Origin of the sequence: Pseudomonas helvetica (genome assembly GCF_039908645.1) — a bacterium.
GTDB classification, from domain to species: Bacteria; Pseudomonadota; Gammaproteobacteria; order Pseudomonadales; family Pseudomonadaceae; genus Aquipseudomonas; species Aquipseudomonas helvetica.
This window is the reverse complement of record NZ_CP150917.1, coordinates 5,221,954-5,242,950: the sequence shown is the minus strand read 5'-3', so window position 1 is coordinate 5,242,950 and position 20,997 is coordinate 5,221,954. Positions and strand designations below refer to the sequence as shown.

Below are 20,997 nucleotides of genomic sequence, written 5' to 3'. Positions count from 1 at the left end.
CGATCAGGGCTAAATGGGATCCAATCTGACACGGACGTCCTAGTAATGGCTATTACGGCTATGCCTCACCCGCCTCCGCTCTTGATAAAGCAGGAGCAGCTGTTCCCTATTCGTGAAGTGTCACGCCTGACAGGCGTCAATCCGGTGACCTTGCGTGCCTGGGAGCGGCGCTATGGTTTGATTCAACCAGCACGCACCGAAAGTGGGCATCGGCTGTACTCCATGACCGATATTGAACGGGTTCAGAGCATTCTTGGCTGGATCGGACGGGGTGTGGCAGTCAGCAAGGTGGGCAGGATTCTGGCGAAGATCAGCGAAGTCCAAGCATCGCCCAGTATCATTGAGGACGAGTCAGTTCAGGCTGACTATGTTCAATGGCAAACACAGATCAAAGCGGCGCTCAATCATTTCGACGATGTGGAATTGGGCCGGATTTATGGGCAGGTATTTTCCACGTATTCCCTGACCGTGGTGTTCCAGCACATTTTGATGCCGCTGTGGATACAGTTACTCCAGCAACACGATCTGTTCGGAGAAACCAGCGAGTGGGTGATGCTGGACGGGTTTCTACGTACCAGGGTTCTTCAGCGTTTATTTTTGTTGCGGGGGACGCAGCCGTTGCGGGTAGTCGTTTCTGCTATTGATGGGCAGTGCCGCAAGCTTGAGTTGCTCTTGGCGGCTTTGTATATGGGCAGTGTGCAGGTGGGAATCAGGCTGTTGGCACTGGGGCAGCCCTTTGATGAACTGACTCTGGTCTGTGAAAAGATCAAGCCGCACGCGCTGGTGCTGTTCTCCAATCAATCGCCTACACCCGACTTTATCCGTCGTCTGAATCGCTTGGCGATGGGCCTGGATTGCCGCCTGATGCTCGCTGGTGATTCGGCGGATCTGGCACAGGAGAGCCTGGTCGGATCGTCGATTGGCTGTATTGGAAGTGAAGGGGGACTGATGCAGCAACGTTTGCAGCAGTTCCTCGCGGGAACGCTCGATACCTGAGGCTCAGATGTGCAGCGCGGGATGTGTCAGGCGATGCTGCTGGAGAATGTACTGACGCAGGCGTTCGGTTTCATCCTTGTCGCTTTGGTTGAGCCGATAGGCGTAATAACCCTGTTCGGTTTCTCGCTCGAAAGCCCCGCGCAATGCAATGCGTTCGTAGCCTGAAGGGCTGAACCACAGTGCGAAACTTTTCGGCGGCTTGGTACGGTTGCGTACCTCCAGCAAGACTCCCTTGAACGACACTTCGTGCACCCATAGCGTGCCGGGTTGGCCTTTGGCGTTCTCCAGGGCTACGGGTTCTTCAAGCGCCAGGCGCCAGGGGCGAACCATCGGTCCGTCCTCGTAGATGCTCGGTACGCCCAGGCGCAAATGCAGCGCATGAAACTCATCCTCCACCAGGTGCAGAGGAAAGGTCATTTGCTGATTTTCGAAGTGTGCCTGGATGGTGACCTGCTCGTTGGCCGCCAGGCGTGTCAATAAATCGCGGATTTGCGAGCCCCCATTCACCAGCAGGCTCGACGTCGCATCGCGAACATTGAGCTGCGGGTTGTGCTGCATGGTCTGGATGAAATCCAGTTCATCCTGAGTCAGGAGGGTATCGCGATGCATGGTTGGCTCGAAAGAAGTAATTACAAAGTCACTGGTGATTGTAGTTAATGACCATTAATTCGACAGCTTGTTTTGACCGTTTGTCGCTTTGAGTGCCTGTAGTTCCGCTTGAACTTCGGCTAGTTGGGCTTCCAGTTGGTTAACCCGTTGTTGCGTCTTGACCTGAATGGTGACGTCTTTCTGCACGCCGATAAAGTAAGTCTGCTTGTCATTTTCGTTGTAGACGGTTGAAAGCGACAGCTCATTCCAGAAGTGTGTGCCGTCCTTGCGATAGTTGCGCAGTATTTCCCGGCAGGATTTTCCACCCTTCAACGTTTCGCGGATCATGCTGAGTGCAGCCTGGTCGCGGTCCACGGACTGGAGAAAGCGACAGTCCTGATACAGGATTTCTTCAGCGCTATAGCCGGTCAGTTTTTCGAAGGCGGGGTTAACGTAGATCAGGATGTTGTCTTCGCCTTCCCTTTCCGCGATGACGATTCCATCGTTCGAAGCGTTGATTGCCAATTGCATCAGTTGGGCATTGATCATCAGAGAATCCTTTCTGCATCGAATGACGAGATGCATTCTATGACATGGCTGTGGACTGTCCACTGGCCACCAGACCTAATTGCGAGGCAATCGCAGCTTTTTTGCCTCAGCTGTTAATATCCGGGTCTTTTACTCTGCTTCAGGATCAGATTGATGAAAGTCGCCATTCTTTCCGGCTCGGTGTACGGCACGGCTGAAGAAGTCGCCCGGCATGCGGCCAACCTTCTCAAGGCTGCAGGTTTTGAAACCTGGCACAACCCGCGTGCAACCCTGGCCGATGTCCAGGCATTCGCTCCACAAGCCTTCCTGGTCGTAACCTCGACCACGGGTATGGGCGAGTTGCCGGACAACCTGCAACCGCTGTATTCGATGATTCGCGATCAACTGCCCGCTGCCTGGCGCGGTTTGCCGGGAGCGGTGATTGGCCTGGGGGATGCCAGCTACGGCGATACTTTCTGTGGTGGCGGTGAACAAATGCGTGAGCTGTTCGGTGAATTGGGCGTGCGCGAAGTGCTGCCCATGCTGCGCCTGGACGCCAGCGAAAGCGTGACCCCGGAAACTGACGCCGAACCTTGGCTGGCGGAACTGATCAGCGCGCTACGCGGCTGACCGCACACATGCACCTGTTTGCGACGCCGCTAATAATCCGGGTGTTGTGACATCGCTCACGGCTTTTAGCAGCCGAAGGCTTGCTGACTCGTTGGGTCAGTAAGCTGGCTGCGAATGCAACTACACGAACCCCGACAGCTGACTAGACTGCGTTTACCCCTACGAAATAAATAATAAGAACCAGAGGTCCTTGCCGTGAGCGTAACCCCCGTTCAATCGACATCCGATGTGCAAGACCAGGTTAGCGCCGCCGAGTGGCAAACCCGTGTCGATCTGGCGGCCTGCTATCGGCTGGTGGCGCTGCAGGGGTGGGACGATCTGATCTTTACCCATATCTCCGCCAAAGTGCCGGGGACTGAAGATTTTTTGATCAATCCGTTCGGAATGATGTTTCACGAAATTACCGCGTCGAGCCTGGTGAAAGTCGATCAGGCCGGCAACAAGCTGATGGACAGCCCCTACGAGATCAATCCCGCCGGATACACCATTCACAGCGCCGTGCATGAAGTGCGTCACGACGTGGTGTGCGTGCTGCATACCCACACGGCGGCCGGTGTGGCGGTTTCCGCGCAGAAGCAGGGCGTATTGCCCATCAGCCAGCAATCACTGTTTGTGCTCTCCAGCCTGGCGTATCACGCCTATGAAGGTGTCGCACTCAACCACGACGAAAAGGCGCGCCTGCAAGCCGACCTCGGTGAAAACAGTTTTCTGATGTTGCACAACCACGGGCTACTGACCTGTGGCAGCAGCATTGCCGACACCTTCTTGATGATGTTTACCTTCCAGCGTGCCTGCGAGATCCAGGTGCTGGCGCAGAACGGCGGGGCTGAACTGATTGCCATCGAACCGCAGATCCTTGCAGGCGCCAAGGCGATGATTGCCGGCGTGACCAAAAGTGCTCAAGGGATGGGCGGCGCGCTGGCCTGGCCGGCGCTGCTGCGTAAACTCGATCAACAAGCTCCGGGTTTCAGACTCTAATGCCACTCTCCGAGATCCCTTTATGCGTCTGGCGCAAACGCGGACAGAGCTTTGTGTTCCGTGGCCAGACCATTCGCTATTGGGTGGCCGGGCAAGGTGAGCCCTTGTTGCTGATCCACGGATTCCCCACCGCCAGTTGGGACTGGCATTACCTTTGGCAACCCTTGACCCAGCGGTATCGAGTGATCGCCTGCGACATGCTCGGTTTTGGTGACTCGGCCAAGCCACTGGACCATGAATATTGCCTGTTGGAGCAGGCCGATTTGCAGCAGGCACTGCTGGACTATCTGGGTGTCCGGCAGCCTGTGCACCTGCTGGCGCATGATTACGGTGACAGCGTGGCTCAGGAGTTGTTGGCCCGACATAATGAGGCGCGTGTCGAGATTGGCAGTTGTGTGTTCCTCAACGGTGGCCTGTTTCCCGAAACCCATCAGCCGGTGTTGATGCAAAAATTGTTGCTCAGTCCGTTGGGCTGGATGATCGGACGGGCGTTCAGTCGGGATGGGCTGGTCAAGAGTTTCCGGCAGATCTTTGGTCCCCGGACCCGTCCAAGTGAAAGCGAGCTGGATGATTTCTGGAGCCTGATCGACAACAACCGTGGCACGCGGATCATGCACAAGCTGATCAACTATATCCCGCAACGCCGCATACAGCGGGACAGGTGGGTCAAGGCCATGCAAGCGGGCACCGTTGCGATGCGGGTGATCGATGGCGAAGTCGACCCGGTGTCCGGCGCCCACATGGTCGAACGCTACCGCCAGTTGATCCCCAATCCGGACACGGTATTGCTACGCGGAATCGGTCATTACCCGCAAATCGAGGCGCCGATCCAGGTGCTCAAGCACTACCTGGCGTTTCGTGACCAGCTGGATCCCCCCGCGTTGAAAACCGCCTGTTCCTGACCCCGCGTCTCGACCCTTGTTGTCACCCATCACACGGGAGCAGCCTGGTTCCCGCGTCGCTAATCACTGCATTCGCCAATCAGCTCAGACCGACTGAGTAGCGGGCTCTGATCAGAGTCTTTTGCACATGAGAATATTTATCATTAATATTGGCGCACCGTTGACCCTGCGTAGGGCATGGACCACGTTGAGTCGGCCTTTGATGATCAATACTCCACCCGAATCCCGGAACATCGACGGCTCTGACAGCCCGGACAGTCGCGCGTATTTTCTGCAGGTCTTCCTGTCCCAGCGTCCGCAAATGGAAGCGTTGGTCAGTCGGCGCGTGGGTTGTCGGGCGACGGCTGCCGATCTGGTGCAGGACCTGTTTCTACGTTTCTGGCGCCGACCATTGGTGCAAGTCGAAGAACTCAGCACTTACCTGTTGCGCTGCGCCGGCAACATTGCTATCGACCATCTACGCAGCGAAGGCGCGCGGGTGCGACTCAACGAAGGCTGGCTGCCGGAGCAACAGCACAACCTCAGCGTCGAGCCGCAAGCGGCGCTGGAAGCCGGCAATGACCTGCGCCATGTCGAGGCGGCGTTGCGCGGTTTGCCCGAACGTACCCGGCAGATTTTTCTGCTCAACCGCATCCACGGGCGCAAGTACGCCGAAATCGCCAAGGCCATGGGGCTTTCCCAAAGTGCCGTTGAAAAACATATGATGCGCGCCCTCGAAGCCTGCAAGGCCAGTCTGCGAGAACCTGAATCACGCACGCCAGGGACAGCCCCGTGAATCACACCGTCAATGTCACTCCGACGCCGGCTCAGGAGCAGGTCGCGCTGGCCTGGCTGAGCCTGTTGCACGACCAACCAAGCAGCGGCGATCACGCCACGTTCAGCCGTTGGTTACAGGCCGATCCGGCGCATGCCGAAGCCTATGCCCAAGCGCAGGTGGTCTGGGAAATGAGCGAAGCACCGGCTCGTACCCTGGCCGACGAAGATGCCTTTGCCTTGCAGGGTTATCTCAATGCGATGCAGCGCTCCAGGCGTTCCGGCGTGCGGCGCTGGTCTGGCGGTTTGGCCATGGCCGCCTGCTTGCTGCTGATGGTTTCGATAGGCGCCGGCTGGCAGCCCTCGCATTGGTTCGATGATTTAACGGCGGACTATGTCTCGGCACCGGGTGAAGTGCGCAACGTGACCTTGGGCGATCAATCCCGAGTCATTCTCGATGCCGACAGCGCCATTGCCGTGGATTTCAGCCACGGTGAGCGGCATGTTCGGCTGCGCCGCGGTGCAGCCTTTTTCAACGTGAGCCATACCGGCGAGCCCTTTGTGGTCGATGCCGAAAAAGGCGAGGCGCGGGTGCTCGGCACGCAGTTCGAAGTGCGCTTGCAACCGGCGGGCGCGCAGGTGACGGTACTTTCTGGACGCGTCGGTGTGACGCCGACCAAGGGCGCCGAGCAGCAGGTGCTGACGGCCGGTCAGCAAGTGGCTTATGGCGCCGGCAGCGCAGCAAAACTCCACGCCGTCGACAGTGAAGCGCAACTGGCCTGGCGTCAGGGCTGGCTCAATTACTACAAGTCACCCTTGGCCGATGTGGTGAAAGACCTCGACCGCTATTACCCGGGGCGGATCGTGGTGCTCAACGACGACCTGGCCGCGCGACGGATCAGTGGCAGCTTTCCAAGCAAAGACCCGCAAGCGGTGCTCGATTCCCTGCAAGGGGTGTTGGGGTTCGAGCAGCACAGCCTGTTGGGACGGGTGATTATTCTGCGCTGAGGGTGAGGGCGATATCGAGCCCTCACGATGCGTCATCCAATGGTCATCTCAATAGTCCCTTTCTGTAACCAAAACGATACAACTCCCGAGGATGATCTTCGCATTCCTGAGCAAATGGTCAGGAACCGCCGGAGGGCACATTCATCGTTCAGATGATTGAATAACAGGGAGAGGTGCGATGCGCAGTTGGGATGTTACCCACAAGAAAAAAGCTCACATCGAGATCATTCCGATGATCGACGTGATGATGTTTCTGTTGGTGTTCTTCGTATTGATCAGCCTGAACGTGATTCCGGCCGTGGGCATCAAGACCCAGTTGCCGGTCGCCAGTCAGGCACAACAACTCAAGCCACAAAACAAAGCCATCATTACTCTTGGCCTTGACGAGCGCTTGCAACTCGACGGTCAGGACATCAACGAAAGTACCTTGCTAGCGCAACTTAAAGTGCTGAATAACGGCGCCGAGAAGTTGGTCATTATCATCAACAGCGATCAGGGCGTTGAAGTCAAACGCCTGGTGTCGGTGATGGATTTGCTCAAGGGCAATGGCTTCTCCTCCGTTTCTATTGCTACGCGCAAGACCTGACGCCATGTTCAGTCTTTATAAAGCTCGCCAATGGATCGCGTGCCTGCTGCCGGCTTGCCTGGTGGTTATCGTGATCTACACCAGCCAGTTGCAGAGTTTGCAGATCAAACCGGTGTATGACGACAGCACGGTAGAAATCGCGCTGATGGATGCCGCCGAGTTGCTGGCCGCCGTCGAACCCACGCCCGAGCCTCCACCCCCGGAACCCGAGACGCCGCTGGTCGAGCCCGAAGTAGTGGAGCCGGTGGCCATCGAACCGCCTAAACCAAAGCCTGTGGTGAAACCCCGGCCGCCAGCGCCAAAACCGGTAGTGGTCAAGCAAGCACCAGCGCCTGCCGCCACCGCAGCCATGGCGAAAACCATTGCGCCGGTACCGGCTCCGGTGATCACGACCGCCGCGCCAAAACCCGCCACAACCGTTGCAACAGCGGCCGCGGCGCCGAGCAATGCAGCGCTGGAAAGTGTGTACACCACCGCGCTGCGCAAAGAACTGGAAAAGCACAAGCAATACCCCAGCAGCCGCGAAGCGTCACTGCAACGCCCGCATGGCGATGTGGTGATCTGGCTGGAAGTCGATCGCGCCGGCAACGTGTTGAACAGTGGTATCGAAAGCAAGGCACCGAACATGTTGCTCAATCGGGCGGCGCAAACCAGTTTGCGTCGGGTGGAGAAAGTCTCGCCATTTCCCTCTGATGCGTTTTCCGGCAAAGACAAACAGCGGTTTACCGCGACCTTTAGTTACAACCTTGAATAGTTTCAACCTGGAATAACCCGCCATCCACTAACAGATAGATGTATGTAAGGGATTACCCGTGAAGATCAATAAACTCTATGCCCTGCTATTAGCATCGGGCCTGGGCGGCTTTGCGCCGCAGGTACTGGCTGATGACTCGGTAGATGTCGGCGCGGTGAATGTGACCGGCAAACAAACCCTGGGCAACGGCCATATGATCAAGGAAGAAAGTGCCAAATCGCGCTCCACCGTGACCAAAGAAGCCATGGACGAAATGGCGCCCACGGCAAACGCCCTGGACAAGCTCAAGTACACACCGGGGATCAACGTTTCCAGCACCGATGCCACCGGACTGAGCGGCACCAGTTTCACTATGCGCGGGATGAACTCCGATCAGGTCGGTCTTTCTTCCGACGGATTCCCGATCAATGATTCGGGTGACTACAACATTTACCCGAACCTGCTTGGCGATCCGGAAAACCTCGCCGAAGTGTTTGTCACTCAGGGCTCCGCCGAGGCTGACGGTCCGCACATCGGCTCCAGTGGCGGCAATATCGGTCTGGTGACGATTCGCCCGGAGAAGGATCCCGGCGTCTTCGTCAAACAGGCCCTGGGTTCAAACAACCTGCACAAGACCTTCGCGCGGATCAACACCGGTGATCTGGGCGGCTTCAAGACCTGGGTTTCGGCGTCGCATACCGAGGGCGACAAATGGCGGGGCAAGGGCTCATTGCTGGCTGACAAGGTGGAATGGAACACCTTGTTCGAGGACGGCAATGGCAACTCGACCAACGCCATCGTCAAATACAACCGGCAGGAAAACTACAACTACAACACCCTGAGCAAAGCCCAGTTCGAGAACCAGGGGCGACGACTGGATTACGCCGAAAACACCGTATACAACAAGGCCGGCCAGGTGTTGCAGTCCTTCAAGCTCAATCGCAATCCCTTTGAAAGCGTGACGTCTTCGGTCACTCAGCGCTTTCAACTGCGCGATGACCTGAGCCTGACATTCAACCCGTATTACGTCTGGTCCAGCGGCGGCAGCTACAGCAGCCAGACCTCCACGGCACTCTCCAGCACCTCGGACAAGGCCGGTAACTTTGACCTCACGGGGCTGGGTGCCAATACCTACTACCGACCGTCCTGGACCGAGACCTGGCGCCCCGGCATGACCAGCAAACTCAAATGGGACATCAACGATGAGCACAGCCTGGACGTTGGCTACTGGTACGAACGCGCTCGCCAACGCCAGACCCAGCCGTATATCGCGATCGATCCCGGTGGCAGCCCGGTGGATATATGGGGCGACTACGGTGCGTCCAATCAATTGGTCGACCGAAACGGCAAGACCGTTCAGGGCCGCCATCAATACACCGTGACCCCGGCACAAAAACTGTGGATTCAGGACACCTGGCTCGCCACGCCGGACCTGACGTTGACCGGTGCACTGGCGTATCAGTACGTCGAGCGTGAAGGCGACAACCTTGGCAGCCTGACCGACAAGCCGGAAAAGAAGGACGCCCGCTACCACGAGTTCCTGCCCAGCTTCAGCGCCAAGTACCAGATCGATGCGCGCAACCAGACGTTCTATAACGTCACCCGCAACATGCGCACCCCACCCAATTACGTGCTGTACAACAAGGGCGACTCCATCAGCCTGAAACCCGAGTTGAGCTGGAACCAGGAGTTGGGTTGGCGTTACAGCGAAGAGGCCATGGCGCTCAGTGCGAGCCTGTTCTACATCACCTTCAAGGATCGGCAGCTGTCGACTACCGACCTCAATGGCGACTTTGTCGTGGCCAACGTCGGTGAGGTGACCAACAAAGGCCTGGAGCTGGAGTGGAGTGGTTTACTGCCGCACAACTTTAACTATTACGCCTCGTACACCTACACCCGTTCCGAGCAGCAGGACGATTTCAAGAACAAGGGCGTGTTGCTGCCAACCTCCGGCAAGCAGCTGACCAACGTGCCGCAAAACATGCTCAACCTCAGCCTGGGTTATGACGACAACCGCTTCTACGGCAACGTCGCGGGCAAGTACGTGGGCAGTTACTACGGCGATTTGACCAACGACGAGAAGATCGCCGGGCGCACTGTGGTCGACCTCAATGCCGGCGTGTACCTGCCAGTCGACAAGAAGGTGTTCAAGAAGGCGACCCTGCGCTTCTCGATGCTCAACGTATTCGACAAGGAATACCTGGCCTCGGTGCGCACCGTGTCGTTCAACTCGCAACCCACCAATGGCCTGGCCCCAAGTACCGCGTACTACAACGTCGGCGAAGAACGCACGGCCGTGGTTTCGCTGGAAGCGGCTTTCTGATTTCGCTGAATTCGTTCTGACCCGAGGGTTTACCGATGGACATGAATCTGCTGCACGACATTACCTTCTACACCCTGTACGGCGCGGCTGCGATTGCCGCTTTCATCGCCGTCGAACGCGGAATTTACTTCAGCTTCAGCCTGCGGCAGGCGAAAAAACTCGAAGCAGTGCTAAACCCGACCATGCACGCTGTCGAGGACCTTCCCGCCGCGTTGTGCCAGCGCAACAGCCTGCCACTGGAAATGCTTGAAACGCTGTTTGCGCACAAACAAGGGCTGGCGACGCACAAGGATCTGGAAGACCTCAGTGAGTCGATCTACATTTCTACCCGCAGCAAGCTGATGCACGGTTTGTGGTTGCTTGAAACCGTGGTTACCGCAGCGCCATTGCTGGGGCTGCTGGGGACGATTCTGGGGATCATCGACACCTTCAAGGCATTGGCCGAGACCGGCGTTTCGGACCCCGGTGAAGTCTCCAAAGGCATTGGGACTGCGCTGTACGCCACGGCGCTTGGGATCGCCGTCGCGTTGGGCAGCATGATTTTCCACAACCACTTCCAGGACCGGGTCGAGCGTATTACCGACCACCTGAAAATCCTCCTGCTGCGTGCAGGGATGGGGACTACGCTAAAACAGGTTGAAGTGCCGCAAGCGATACACGGCCAACTGCAATCGGCCTGATCTCCTGCGGATTTCGATTAGCGAACAAGGATGACCCCATGACACATCATTCCCTGCCAAGGCTGCTCAGTGCAGTCGCCCTGGCTGTCGCCGCGCTGGGCGGTTGCGCCCATGTTCAGCCACCAGCCCAACCGGTTACCGTGAGCATCGTGGCAATCAACGATCTGCACGGTTATTTGCAGGCCAACCCGTATTCGGTTCGTGACAGCGCGGCCGCTGATGGTGTGCGCATGCTCAAGGCCGGGGGCATTGCGACCCTCGGCGGGATGCTGACGCAACTGCGCAAGGACGACCCACAGCTGTTGTTCATCGGTGCCGGTGACCTGGTGGGTGGCAGTCCGCCGCTGTCGGCGATGTGGGCCGACGAACCGACGCTCGAAGCGCTGCGGTCCATGGACATGAAACTCAGCGCCATCGGCAATCATGAGCTGGACAACGGCAAGGCGGAGTTCCTGCGCCAGCTCAATGGCGGCTGCGAATCGACTCGTCCGACCAAGGCCTGTCAGTTTCGCGCCCGCTATCCCGGCAGCGGTTTCCCGTACCTGGCGGCGAACCTGATCGACACCGATACCGGCAAAACCCTGTTGCCGCCGTACCGTATCGAAGAGGTCAAAGGCCAGAAAATCGCCTTTGTCGGCGCGGTGCTGCGCGATGTTGCCTCCGTGGTCAGCGCCAAGGGCCTACAGGGTTTGCGTACCGAGGACGAGGCCGAGTCGATCAATCGGCTGATCCCGGAACTCAACCGCCAGGGCGTCAATGCGATTGTCGCGGTGGTGCACCAGGGCGGCTCAACCCCCGAACCCTACGACAAACAGGACTGCAGCCAACTGAGAGGCGATATCGTTGACGTGGCCAAGCGACTCGATCCGGCGGTCGATGTGTTGATCTCCGGGCATTCCCATCAAGGTTATCTGTGCAAGGTCGGTCCTCTGCTGGTGACTCAGGGCAGTTCGTATGGGCATCTGATGACCCGCCTGACGCTCGATGTGACTCCTGGTCAGCATCGGGTCACGGGTATTCACGCGACTAATCTGTTGGCCGATCCGACGCAGTATCCAGCCGATCCACAGATGCTTGCCTTGCAGCGGGAAGTTGAAGTACGCAGCAATAACGTGCTGCTCAAACCGGTCGGCGCTATCGCGGCTTCACCGATCACTCGACGTGCCAATGCGGCGGGGGAGACGCCGTTGGGTGACTTGATCGCCGATGCTCAATTGGCGGCAGGCGCCACACATGGTGCGCAAATCGCTTTCATGAACAACGGTGGCATTCGTGGCGACCTGGCCCTGGAGCCTGGTCTCAAACGCCTGAATTATGGGCAGGTGGCGACGGTGCAGCCGTTTAACAACACCCTGATCGCCTTCGACCTGAAGGGGCGGCAACTCGAACAATTGCTTAATCAGCAATGGAAAACCGCAGGTGATTTTAATGCGCTGCAAGTTTCCAGGGGCTTCAGCTATCGCTGGGACTCTACGCGCCCGTTGGGGAGTCGGGTGATCCCCGGCAGTGTTCGTCTCAACGGTAAGCCAGTGCAGCCTGAGCGCAATTATCGACTGGTGGTGAACGGCTTTCTGGCCGACGGTGGCGATCGCTTCAGTCTTTTCAAACAGGGCATCAACCGTAGCGATTTGGAAGTGACGGACCTGGATAGCCTGATCAATTACTTGCACCGCATGGATCAACAAGGCAAACCCGTTGGTTCTGCGAAGAGTGCAGGGCGCATCGTGAAGGTGAAATAGCGCTGCATGTCTGGCTGTGTAAGGGGCTTTGAAACTATTTTCAATTTTCATGTGAGGTAAACCCGAGTGACATTCGTGTAGTGGTGAAAGTGCGATTCATTCGCATCCGCAGCATTTCTACACACAGGTCACGAGCAATGAAGTCCAGGGCAAAATCGGCGGCAGGCGGTTTGGTTAAACAGTGGTTTGGCGCTTCTGCGCTGACCGTTTCGGCGTTGGCCTTGTTGCCATTGAGCGTGGCGTGCGCCGCGCCGGCCAGCGAACAACACCGCGCGCTATTTAGCTTCAGCATCGCCGCCAAACCCTTGCCCCAGGCGTTGAGCGACTTCAGCCGAATCACCGGCATCAGTGTGGTTTACACCGATGAAGCGCCCTACGGTCTCAGCGCACCGGCCATCAACGGCGAGATGAGTGCCGAGCAAGCGATGCAGCGCTTGCTCGGCAAATCCGGTTTCACCTTCCGCCAGACCGACGCCCACACGCTGGCCCTTGAACCACAACCCACCGAAGGCGCGCTGAATCTCGGCGCGACCACCATCACCTCGGCGGTTGAGCAACCGATGAGCTATCAGCCGCCGTCCACCACCTCCGTGGCACGTTCATCGGCCTCGCTTCAGGAAATCCCCCAGACCATCAACGTGATCCCGGCCCAGGTGCTGCGTGACCAGGTGCCGCGCAATCTGGACGATGCGCTGGCCAATGTCAGCGGCATTACCCAAGGCAACACGCTGGGGAGTACTCAGGATTCGGTGATGACTCGCGGGTTCGGTGACAACCGCAACGGCTCGATCATGCGCGATGGCATGCCGCTGGTGCAGGGCCGTGGCCTGAACGCCTCGGTGGATCGGGTTGAAGTCTTGAAGGGACCGGCTTCGTTGCTCTACGGCATCCAGGACCCCGGTGGCGTGGTGAACATGGTCAGCAAGAAGCCCGAACTGACGCAATACAACGCCTTGACCCTGCGCGGCTCGAGCTATGGCAACGGCAAGAACGGCAGCGGTGGCAGCCTCGACAGCACCGGGCCACTGGGCGACTCCGGTCTGGCTTACCGAATGGTGCTGGACCACGAAGATGAAGACTACTGGCGCAATTTCGGCACGCATCGCGAGACGTTGATCGCGCCATCCCTGGCCTGGTTCGGAGAGAGCACCAAGCTCTTGTTTGCCTACGAGCACCGCGAGTTTCTTGCACCGTTCGACCGTGGCACGGCCATTGACCCGCGCACCAATCATCCGTTGGACATCCCGCGTGGCCGGCGTCTCGACGAGCCGTTCAACAATATGGAAGGCCGTTCGGACCTGTACCATTTCGAAGCCGACCACGAGCTCAATGACAACTGGAAAGCCCACTTCGGCTACAGCTGGAACCGCGAAACCTACGACGCCAGTCAGGTTCGCATCACCGCCATCGACCCGAAAAAAGGCACACTGACCCGCAGCATGGACGGCACCCAGGGCGCCCTGACCACCGACCGTTTCACCACCGCCAGCCTTGAAGGCAAGGTCGATGTGGCCGGCATGCAACACGATCTGGTATTCGGTGTGGATGACGAATACCGCAAGATCTACCGCGCCGACCTGATCCGGCAGAAGAGCCTGTTCCCGTCCTTCAGCTATCTGGACCCGGTCTACGGTCGTGAAGTGGCCGGCACCACGGTCAGCGCAGCGGACAGCAATCAGACCGATCTGCTGCGCAGCGATTCGGTGTTCCTGCAGGACTCGATCCACCTGAACGACCAGTGGATTCTGGTGGCTGGCGGACGCTTCCAGGAGTACGACCAGTACGCCGGCAAGGGCCGTCCGTTCAAGGCCAACACCGACAGCAACGGTCAGAAATGGGTGCCGCGTGCCGGCCTGGTGTATCGCTATACCGACGAGTTGTCGTTCTACGGCAGTTACACCGAATCCTTCAAACCGAACTCGACCATTGCGCCGTTGAGCGGCAGCTCGATCGTGCTCGATGGCAGCATTGCACCGGAAGAAGCCAAGTCCTGGGAACTGGGGGCCAAGCTCGACATGCCGGGCCGCATGACCGGTAACATTGCGCTGTTCGACATCAAGAAACGCAACGTGTTGGTGTCCAACTCCGAGAACCCGTTGGTCACCACCTACAGTGCGGCCGGTGAAGTGCGTTCCCGTGGCCTGGAAGTGGACCTGACCGGTCAGTTGAGCGACCGCTGGAGCATGATCGGCAGCTACGCCTACACCGACGCCGAGGTCACCGAAGACCCGACCTACAAAGGAAAACGACTGCAAAACGTGGCGAAAAACACCGGCTCGCTGTCGGCAGTCTATGACTTCGGCACCATCATCGGTGGCGACCAACTGCGGGTCGGCGCAGGCGCGCGGTATGTCGGCGAGCGGGCCGGTAACGCGGTGAACGACTTCGACCTGCCGAGCTATACCGTGGCCGATGCCTTCGCCACCTACGACACCAAACTCGACGGGCAGAAGGTCAAGTTCCAGCTCAACGTGAAAAACCTCTTCGACCGCACCTACTACACCTCGGCCGTCAACCGGTTCTTTGTGTCGATGGGCGATTCGCGCCAGATCTCGCTGTCCAGCACGTTGGAGTTCTGATGAAAACCTTGATAATTGCCATGTTGGCTCTGGCATTCAGCGGCGCGGCGTCTGCCGCGCCGGCACCGGATGCCCGGGTTTACCATCGCGAGCAACAGGTGAGCTTGCCCGGCTCGGGAGACAGCTGGGGCTTTGTTGCCCTCGACCCGACGCGGCCTTATCTGTTTTTGGCCCGCCGGGAAAACGGCCTGAGCGTGTTCGATGTCGAGCAGCAACGTCTGCTGAAAACCATCGAGGACTCAGCGGGCGCCAACGGCGTGGTGTTCGTGCCGACATTGAACCGGGTATTTGTGCTCAATACCGACGGCAGCCTGGGCGTGGTCGAGTTGTCCACACTCAAACTGCTCAAGCGCATCCCGGTGGCCCAGAGCAACCTCAACAGCGCGGTGTATGAACCGCGCACGGGTCAGGTGATCATCGTCAGCGGTCGGCGCGCCGATCGTTCGACCTTGTTCGTGTTCGATCCGAAGCAAGAGCGCATCAGCGCCGCGCATGAACTGGACGTGAAGAAAATCGACCCGTTGCTGGTCAAGGGCGACGGCAGTTTCTTCCTGCCGATGCGTGATGAGGGCAAGGTCGCTCGTTTCTCGGCGAGCAGTTTTGAAGTCCTCGACACCTGGCAATTCGAAGGCTGCGCGCGACCCAGTGCGCTGGCGCAGGATGCCGAGCGCGGACGTTTGTTCATTGCCTGCCGGGGCGAAAAGCCGCAACTGGTCGTCGCCGATCTTCTGAGCGGTGCGTTGAAGGCCCGTCTGCCGATCACCCGTGACGTCAACGCGCTGGTCTATGACGCGGACAACCGGCAGTTGCTGATCCCCAGCGGAGTCGATGCCAACCTGAGCATCGTCAAGCAACTCGATGCCGATCATTACCAGGCGCAGGCCAGCGTCAGCACCTTGCCGATGGCCTACAACATGGCCTTCGATCCACTCAGTAAAAAGGTTTACCTGCCAGCGATGGACTTCACCCAGCCTGTGCCGAGCAAGGCTGAGCCCAAGCCGGATCCGCTGTTTCACGCCAACACCTTTTCGGTCACCACCCTGGCTCCGTAGGAGCATTGCATCGGGGCCGTGTTAACGCAAAAACGCCTGGCGGTATTCGCCGGGCGTGCCCTTCATGGCCTGGCGAAAGCGATTGGTGAAATGGCTGGCGCTGGCAAAACCGCAGGCCAGCGCAATCTCACCGAGCGGCTGTGAGCTGTTGCGCAGCAAATGCCGGGCGTGAGCCAGGCGGCGGGCCAACAGGTATTGATGCGGCGGCAGGCCGAAGCTTTCGCGAAACATCCGCGCGAAGTGGTACTCCGACAAGGCGCACAAGCCGGCCAATTGACCGAGGCTGATTGGCTCGGCCAATTGCTGGTCGATGTACTCGATCAGCTGTCGACGCTGATGCGCCGCCAGCCCACCCTTGAGGCGCAAACCCTGGCGCAGGCCAACCTGGCTGAGCAACGTGTGGCTGAGCATTTCGTGTGCGAGGCTGCTGGTCAGCAGACGTTCGCCGGGCTCGTCCCAGTTCAATTCAATCAACTGACGGAAACGCCGGGCTTGCACCGGGTCTTCGAGAAAGGTGCTTTCCTGCAATTGCAGTTCACGCGGTTCACGGTCGAGCAGGGTGACGCAGCCGAGGGCAAATTGCTCGGGACTGAAGTACAGGTGAGCCAGGCGGATTTCACCGTTGATCACCCAGGCCGACTGGTGCTCGGCAGGCAGGATGCAGAGTTTGTCCGGGCCGCCCTTGGTGCCGGGCTGCTCGCGGCGAAAGGTCCCGGTGCCACCGGCGATGTAGCAGGAGAGGGTGTGATGACCGGGCGCTTCATAGTCCTGGGCGTCGTGATGATTGCTCCACAGGGCTGCAGCCATGCCGTCACCGAGCTCGGCGCTGTGCTCAAGGCGAGCATTCGGCGAGCGGTTGAGGGCTTGAAAGACTTGCAGGGTTTCCAGTGCGGGCATGATCGGCTCTCTCCAACGCCTTGCATCCTACTCCGTCGCCTCGACGCTGCCAGCCCGTCGCCTGACAAAAGCGCAAGTTTATGCAAGCGCACGGCCTGCCTCGAGAACAGACTGAAGGCCATCTTCAGGAGTTGCCGACATGAACCTCTCGCTATACCTGCTAACGGTGCTGATCTGGGGCACCACCTGGATCGCCTTGAAACTGCAACTGGGGGTGGTGGCGATTCCGGTGTCGATCGTTTATCGCTTCGGCCTGGCATCGCTGGTGCTGTTCGTGATGTTACTGCTCAGCCGACGCCTGCAAGTGATGAACCGGCGCGGTCATCTGATCTGCCTGGCCCAGGGGTTGTGCTTGTTCTGCATCAATTTCATGTGCTTCCTCACCGCCAGCCAGTGGATTCCCAGCGGTCTGGTCGCCGTGGTGTTCTCCACTGCCACGCTGTGGAATGCGCTGAATGCGCGGGTGTTCTTCGGCCAGAAAGTGGCCCGCAATGTGTTGATGGGCGGCGCGCTGGGGTTGATCGGGCTGGGCTTGTTGTTCTGGCCGGAACTGGTCGGCCATACCGCCAGCCCGCAAACCTTGCTTGGCCTGGCTCTGGCGCTGCTGGGCACGCTGTGCTTCTCGGCCGGCAACATGCTCTCGAGCCTGCAACAGAAAGCCGGCCTCAAGCCACTGACCACCAACGCCTGGGGCATGGCCTATGGCGCCGCGATGCTGTCGATGTACTGCCTGGTCAAAGGTATTCCCTTCGACATTGAATGGAATACTCGTTACATCGGCTCGTTGTTGTACCTGGTGATTCCGGGCTCGGTGATTGGTTTCACCGCGTACCTGACCCTGGTCGGACGCATGGGCCCTGAACGTGCGGCGTATTGCACGGTGCTGTTCCCGGTAGTGGCTTTGAACGTGTCGGCCTTCGCCGAAGGCTATCAATGGACCACGCCGGCTTTGGCCGGGTTGGTACTGGTCATGTTGGGTAACGTGTTGGTGTTTCGCAAACCCAAGGCGCGAGTGACGGTGGGCAGTGGCAAGTTGGCGTGATCGATCAAGTTACACTTTGCCTTATCGGGGTGATCCGTACGATGTGGGTTAATTGTCGGTTTTCAGTGACAGATAAATAAGTGCGGTCATCATGTAACCGATAATGCTTCGGGTCCATGCCATGGCATTCCATTCTGCGGAAGTGTCCATGTCGAACCATTCATTGGCGATCACCTGTATACAGAAGTAATACACGAAAATGCCGATCATCAAACCGACAATTCCGTATTTCTTTGCCTCGTGGAACTCTTTGCGCGGCGCATTGAGTTTTGTGTAAAGCTGATAGGCCCCCAATAAACAACAGGCGGTGTAGGTTGTCTCCAGGGTGATGATCATCCAGTAGATTCTATGGTGCAGCATGGGGGAAGTGATGGCGCGATAGCGCAGGGTTTCGTTGGGACGGGTTGTGTCCATGCTGAGGATATGTCCCACAAACTCGTAGTTTGAGGCGTAGTCAGTCACATTGCTGAATACAATAAGCAGGCCAAATCCTCCTGCCATTAAAACCAGGAGCAACTTACTGCGCCTGATTAAGCAGGCCGTCGTGAAATTTATCATGTTGCGCACTCTCCACATCCGGGGCCTGCACTATGCAGGCTGTCGGGGCAGGAGTTTATAACGCAAAAAAAATGCCGGGCAGGGGACTGAATTGCAAGTTGTGTCCTGTCGTAGTTTGAATGCTCGGGTGGTCACTGTTATTTCAGGGTTGTCTACTGTCAACTGTGACAGTAGACACCTGGGTGTGTTCTGTTTAGCGTGGTCTGGATTCTGGAAGGTGTCTCGATCATACCTAGGGTGGAATTACCATGAATAAAGATCAACTTGCAATCATCGCGAATATTCGTAAATCTTTAAATAATCAGGATTACTCAAACGAGGCTTTGCCGCCGGCGCCAGTTATCCAGTTGCTGGGGGCTAATGGCAAATTGAGTCATGCGTGTGTTTCGAAGGATGGGCTTTGGGTGGGGCTTGGTTATGACGAATTCGAGCCCGGCAATACAGTCCTTTTTTATCTGGGGAGCGCCACCCCCGGAATTGTCGATTATGAAGACCGATTTACGCTGAACGAAGAGAAGAAAATCGAGGCGCAGGTGCCTGAAGACATGATCAATCGATTGATTGGCGAAACGGCATTTGCACTGTACTTCGTGAATGACACGACACCGTCTAATTTCAAGTACTTTGATGTCGTCGAATGACATGATGCGTTGTCGTAACGAGGGGCAGGGCGCGTTCAGCTGGAACGTGCCCTGTTTCTATCAACCCTTCCACACCTGCGGATTCACCAGATCCTGCGGCCGCTCGCCCAACAACGCGCTGCGCAGGTTGGCCAAGGCGCGGTGGGCCATGGCTTCGCGGGTTTCGTGGGTGGCCGAACCGATGTGCGGCAAGGTCACGGCGTTCTTCAGCTGGAACAGCGGCGACTCGGCCAGCGGTTCCTTCTCGTAGACATCCAGCCCCGCCCCGCGGATCCGGTTGTTCTGCAAGGCCTCGATCAGCGCCGGTTCATCGACCACCGGGCCACGGGAAATATTCACCAGAATCGCGCTCGGCTTCATCAGTGCCAGTTCGCGATGGCTGATCAGGTGCCGGGTCTTGTCGCTGAGCGGCACTACCAGGCAAACGAAATCGGCTTCGGCCAGCAACTGATCAAGGCTGCGAAACTGCGCGCCGAGCTCCTGTTCAAGCTGGGGCTTACGGCTGTTGCCGCTGTACAGAATCGGCATGTTGAAGCCCAGGCGACCGCGTCGGGCAATGGCCGCGCCAATGTTGCCCATGCCGACGATGCCCAGGGTCTTGCCATGCACGTCGCAACCAAACAGCGGCGCACCGACCGTGGCCTGCCATTGCCCGGCCTTGGTCCAGGCGTCCAGCTCGGCGACACGTCGGGCACTACTCATCAGCAAGGCAAAGGCCAGGTCGGCGGTGCTTTCGGTCAGCACGTCCGGGGTGTTGGTGAGCATGATCCCGCGTTCGTTGAAGTAGGCCAGGTCGTAGTTGTCGTAGCCGACCGAGACACTGGACACCACTTCGAGTTTGCTGGCGTTCTCCAATTGGGCCCGACCAAGCTTGCGACCGACGCCGATCAAGCCGTGTGCGTGGGGCAGGGCTTCATTGAACTGGGCATTGATGTCACCCAGCTTGGGGTTGGGCACGATCACATCGAAGTCGTGTCGCAAGGATTCGACCATTTCGGGCGAGACACGGCTGAAGGCAAGTACGGTCTTTTTCATCGCAGGAAGGCTCGTCAGGCGGAGGAGAATGCCAAGCACGCTAACATTCTCTGACGGGTTTTTGCGAGAGCCACAGGCTGTGGGCGAACACAAACCCTGTGGCGAGGGAGCTTGCTCCCGCTCGGCTGCGCAGCAGTCGTCAGCCTCTCAATCTCGACTTACCTGAATTAGCTCATTGACGCGATTGCGAGCGCTGCGCACTCGAGCGGGAGCAAGCTCCCTCGCCACACTGGATCGGGTCAATCCTTAGGATCAATTGGCCACCCGAGCCCCACCCAGACTCCCGCTCAACTCATACGCCGCCATGTGAGAGCCGCAGGCTTTGGGCGAACACAAACCCTGTGGCGAGGGAGCTTGCTCCCGCTCGGCTGCGCAGCAGTCGTCAGCCTTTCAATCTCGACTTACCTGAATTAGCTCATTGACGCGATTGCGAGCGCTGCGCACTCGAGCGGGAGCAAGCTCCCTCGGCACACTGGATCGGGTCAATCCTTAGGATCAATTGGCCAACCGTGCCCCGCCCAGACTCCCGCTCAACTCATACGCCACCATGCGAGAGCCACAGGCTGTGGGCGAACACAAACCCTGTGGCAGAGGGAGCTTGCTCCCGCTCGGCTGCGCAGCAGTCGTCAGCCTTTCAATCTCGACTTACCTGAATTAGCTCATTGACGCGATTGCGAGCGCTGCGCACTCGAGCGGGAGCAAGCTCCCTCGGCACACTGGATCGGGTCAATCCTTAGGATCAATTGGCC

At 58.3% G+C, this 20,997-nt stretch carries 20 protein-coding genes; 15 read left to right on the top strand and 5 right to left on the bottom strand.

Translation table 11 applies throughout. The annotated features are described in order from the left end of the window. Positions 1-45 precede the first annotated feature (45 nt). On the top strand, positions 46-996 hold the full coding sequence (locus AABM55_RS24240) for a MerR family transcriptional regulator (protein ID WP_347927972.1): 951 nt from the start codon (positions 46-48) through the stop codon (positions 994-996). 3 nt (positions 997-999) lie between these two features. On the opposite strand, the gene AABM55_RS24235 is transcribed toward AABM55_RS24240, so the two are convergent. Together AABM55_RS24235 and AABM55_RS24230 are read right to left on the bottom strand one after the other, a co-directional pair. Continuing rightward, on the bottom strand, positions 1,000-1,605 hold the full coding sequence (locus tag AABM55_RS24235) for a hypothetical protein (protein ID WP_054593953.1): 606 nt from the start codon (positions 1,603-1,605) through the stop codon (positions 1,000-1,002). Positions 1,606-1,659: 54 nt separating this feature from the next. After that, positions 1,660-2,133 carry a PAS domain-containing protein gene (locus tag AABM55_RS24230; protein ID WP_347927970.1) on the bottom strand — a complete coding sequence of 158 codons (474 nt, stop codon included), beginning with the start codon at positions 2,131-2,133 and terminating at the stop codon, positions 1,660-1,662. Positions 2,134-2,286: 153 nt separating this feature from the next. Here AABM55_RS24230 and AABM55_RS24225 point away from each other — a divergent pair, with 153 nt between their 5' ends. The 12 genes from AABM55_RS24225 (at position 2,287) to AABM55_RS24170 (ending at position 16,075) form a co-directional block, all read left to right on the top strand. After that, on the top strand, positions 2,287-2,742 hold the full coding sequence (locus AABM55_RS24225; protein ID WP_216742438.1) for a flavodoxin: 456 nt from the start codon (positions 2,287-2,289) through the stop codon (positions 2,740-2,742). 195 nt (positions 2,743-2,937) lie between these two features. Beyond that, positions 2,938-3,720 carry a class II aldolase/adducin family protein gene (locus tag AABM55_RS24220; RefSeq protein ID WP_103315747.1) on the top strand — a complete coding sequence of 261 codons (783 nt, stop codon included), beginning with the start codon at positions 2,938-2,940 and terminating at the stop codon, positions 3,718-3,720. Further along, on the top strand, positions 3,720-4,622 hold the full coding sequence (locus AABM55_RS24215; protein WP_103315746.1) for an alpha/beta fold hydrolase: 903 nt from the start codon (positions 3,720-3,722) through the stop codon (positions 4,620-4,622). The genes AABM55_RS24220 and AABM55_RS24215 overlap by 1 nt, the downstream gene beginning before the upstream one ends. 202 nt (positions 4,623-4,824) lie before the next feature. Further along, positions 4,825-5,397, top strand: a complete 573-nt coding sequence (locus AABM55_RS24210; RefSeq protein WP_347927969.1) for an RNA polymerase sigma factor — start codon at positions 4,825-4,827, stop codon at positions 5,395-5,397. Then, on the top strand, positions 5,394-6,383 hold the full coding sequence (locus AABM55_RS24205) for a FecR family protein (protein ID WP_347927968.1): 990 nt from the start codon (positions 5,394-5,396) through the stop codon (positions 6,381-6,383). The genes AABM55_RS24210 and AABM55_RS24205 overlap by 4 nt, the downstream gene beginning before the upstream one ends. A 178-nt stretch (positions 6,384-6,561) precedes the next feature. Continuing rightward, the gene (locus tag AABM55_RS24200) at positions 6,562-6,969 is read left to right on the top strand and encodes a biopolymer transporter ExbD (RefSeq protein ID WP_054593946.1); all 408 of its coding nucleotides are present in this window, start codon (positions 6,562-6,564) and stop codon (positions 6,967-6,969) included. Between the two features lie 4 nt (positions 6,970-6,973). Continuing rightward, the gene (locus AABM55_RS24195) at positions 6,974-7,723 is read left to right on the top strand and encodes an energy transducer TonB (RefSeq protein ID WP_347927967.1); all 750 of its coding nucleotides are present in this window, start codon (positions 6,974-6,976) and stop codon (positions 7,721-7,723) included. Positions 7,724-7,781: 58 nt separating this feature from the next. Continuing rightward, positions 7,782-10,025, top strand: coding sequence for a TonB-dependent receptor (locus AABM55_RS24190; protein WP_054593944.1), 2,244 nt, complete (start codon positions 7,782-7,784; stop codon positions 10,023-10,025). Between the two features lie 35 nt (positions 10,026-10,060). Beyond that, positions 10,061-10,705, top strand: coding sequence for a MotA/TolQ/ExbB proton channel family protein (locus tag AABM55_RS24185; protein WP_054593943.1), 645 nt, complete (start codon positions 10,061-10,063; stop codon positions 10,703-10,705). Positions 10,706-10,743: 38 nt separating this feature from the next. After that, entirely contained in the window at positions 10,744-12,444 is a 1,701-nt protein-coding gene (locus AABM55_RS24180) for a bifunctional metallophosphatase/5'-nucleotidase (RefSeq protein ID WP_347927966.1), read from the top strand. Positions 12,445-12,581: 137 nt separating this feature from the next. Beyond that, positions 12,582-15,023: a TonB-dependent receptor gene (locus tag AABM55_RS24175; protein WP_347927965.1), complete on the top strand. Its 2,442-nt coding sequence runs from the start codon at positions 12,582-12,584 to the stop codon at positions 15,021-15,023. Then, on the top strand, positions 15,023-16,075 hold the full coding sequence (locus AABM55_RS24170) for a hypothetical protein (protein ID WP_347927964.1): 1,053 nt from the start codon (positions 15,023-15,025) through the stop codon (positions 16,073-16,075). Before AABM55_RS24175 ends, AABM55_RS24170 begins: the two co-directional genes overlap by 1 nt. 21 nt (positions 16,076-16,096) lie before the next feature. Here AABM55_RS24170 and AABM55_RS24165 read toward each other — a convergent pair whose 3' ends face one another. Next, positions 16,097-16,972 (bottom strand): AraC family transcriptional regulator, encoded by an 876-nt coding sequence (locus AABM55_RS24165; protein WP_347927963.1) that lies wholly within the window; start codon positions 16,970-16,972, stop codon positions 16,097-16,099. A gap of 139 nt (positions 16,973-17,111) precedes the next feature. Here AABM55_RS24165 and AABM55_RS24160 point away from each other — a divergent pair, with 139 nt between their 5' ends. Further along, positions 17,112-18,014 (top strand): DMT family transporter, encoded by a 903-nt coding sequence (locus AABM55_RS24160; protein WP_103315740.1) that lies wholly within the window; start codon positions 17,112-17,114, stop codon positions 18,012-18,014. A 48-nt stretch (positions 18,015-18,062) separates the two neighbouring features. Here AABM55_RS24160 and AABM55_RS24155 read toward each other — a convergent pair whose 3' ends face one another. Next, entirely contained in the window at positions 18,063-18,572 is a 510-nt protein-coding gene (locus tag AABM55_RS24155; protein ID WP_103315739.1) for a DUF2165 family protein, read from the bottom strand. Positions 18,573-18,820: 248 nt separating this feature from the next. Between AABM55_RS24155 and AABM55_RS24150 the strand changes: the two genes are divergently transcribed. Beyond that, positions 18,821-19,213 (top strand): hypothetical protein, encoded by a 393-nt coding sequence (locus tag AABM55_RS24150; protein ID WP_347927961.1) that lies wholly within the window; start codon positions 18,821-18,823, stop codon positions 19,211-19,213. A 60-nt stretch (positions 19,214-19,273) separates the two neighbouring features. Here AABM55_RS24150 and AABM55_RS24145 read toward each other — a convergent pair whose 3' ends face one another. Next, on the bottom strand, positions 19,274-20,248 hold the full coding sequence (locus AABM55_RS24145; RefSeq protein ID WP_103315737.1) for a D-glycerate dehydrogenase: 975 nt from the start codon (positions 20,246-20,248) through the stop codon (positions 19,274-19,276). Positions 20,249-20,997: the final 749 nt, after the last annotated feature.